Below are 1064 nucleotides of genomic sequence, written 5' to 3'. Positions count from 1 at the left end.
GGTCAAAAAAGGTGATGTGCTGAAGGCGGTAGTGGTGCGCACCAAGAAGGGTGTTCGTCGCCCGGACGGTTCTGTCATTCGCTTCGATGGTAATGCATGCGTTATTTTAAACAATAACAGCGAGCAACCTATCGGTACGCGTATTTTTGGGCCGGTAACTCGTGAACTTCGTAACGAGAAGTTCATGAAAATTATCTCTCTGGCACCAGAAGTACTCTAAGGAGCGAATCATGGCAGCGAAGATCCGTCGTGATGACGAAGTTATCGTGTTAACCGGTAAAGATAAAGGTAAACGCGGTAAAGTTAAGAATGTCTTGTCTTCCGGCAAGCTCATTGTTGAAGGTATCAACCTGGTTAAGAAACACCAGAAGCCGGTTCCGGCTCTGAACCAACCAGGCGGCATCGTTGAAAAAGAAGCTGCTATTCAGGTTTCTAACGTTGCAATCTTCAACGCGGCAACCGGCAAGGCTGACCGTGTAGGCTTTAGATTCGAAGACGGCAAAAAAGTCCGTTTCTTCAAATCTAACAGCGAAACTATCAAGTAATTTGGAGTAGTACGATGGCGAAACTGCATGATTACTACAAAGACGAAGTAGTCGCTAAACTCATGACTGAGTTTAACTACAATTCTGTCATGCAAGTCCCTCGGGTCGAGAAGATCACCCTGAACATGGGTGTTGGTGAAGCGATCGCTGACAAGAAACTGCTGGATAACGCAGCAGCTGACCTGACAGCAATCTCCGGTCAAAAACCGCTGATCACCAAAGCACGCAAATCAGTTGCAGGCTTCAAAATCCGTCAGGGCTATCCGATCGGCTGTAAAGTAACTCTGCGTGGCGAACGCATGTGGGAGTTCTTTGAGCGTCTGATCACTATTGCTGTTCCACGTATCCGTGACTTCCGTGGCCTGTCCGCTAAGTCATTCGATGGTCGTGGTAACTACAGCATGGGTGTCCGTGAGCAGATCATCTTCCCAGAAATCGACTACGATAAAGTCGACCGCGTGCGTGGTTTGGATATTACCATTACCACTACTGCGAAATCTGACGAAGAAGGCCGTGCTC

3 protein-coding genes are annotated in these 1064 nt (G+C 48.0%); all 3 read left to right on the top strand.

Translation table 11 applies throughout. The annotated features are described in order from the left end of the window. Positions 1–220, top strand: a 220-nt coding sequence (gene rplN, locus KQJ18_RS24105; protein ID WP_253297563.1) for a 50S ribosomal protein L14, incomplete at its 5' end; no start/stop codon positions are given. 10 nt (positions 221–230) lie between these two features. Beyond that, positions 231–545: a 50S ribosomal protein L24 gene (gene rplX / locus KQJ18_RS24100; RefSeq protein ID WP_004106345.1), complete on the top strand. Its 315-nt coding sequence runs from the start codon at positions 231–233 to the stop codon at positions 543–545. Between the two features lie 14 nt (positions 546–559). Further along, a partial coding sequence (gene rplE / locus KQJ18_RS24095) for a 50S ribosomal protein L5 (RefSeq protein WP_216422967.1) occupies positions 560–1064 on the top strand: 505 nt, incomplete at its 3' end.

The organism is Citrobacter sp. S55_ASV_140, from assembly GCF_018919505.1.
GTDB classification, from domain to species: Bacteria; Pseudomonadota; Gammaproteobacteria; order Enterobacterales; family Enterobacteriaceae; genus Citrobacter; species Citrobacter werkmanii.
The sequence above is the reverse complement of the archived record's forward strand: the minus strand, read 5'-3'. Positions and strand labels throughout refer to the sequence as shown.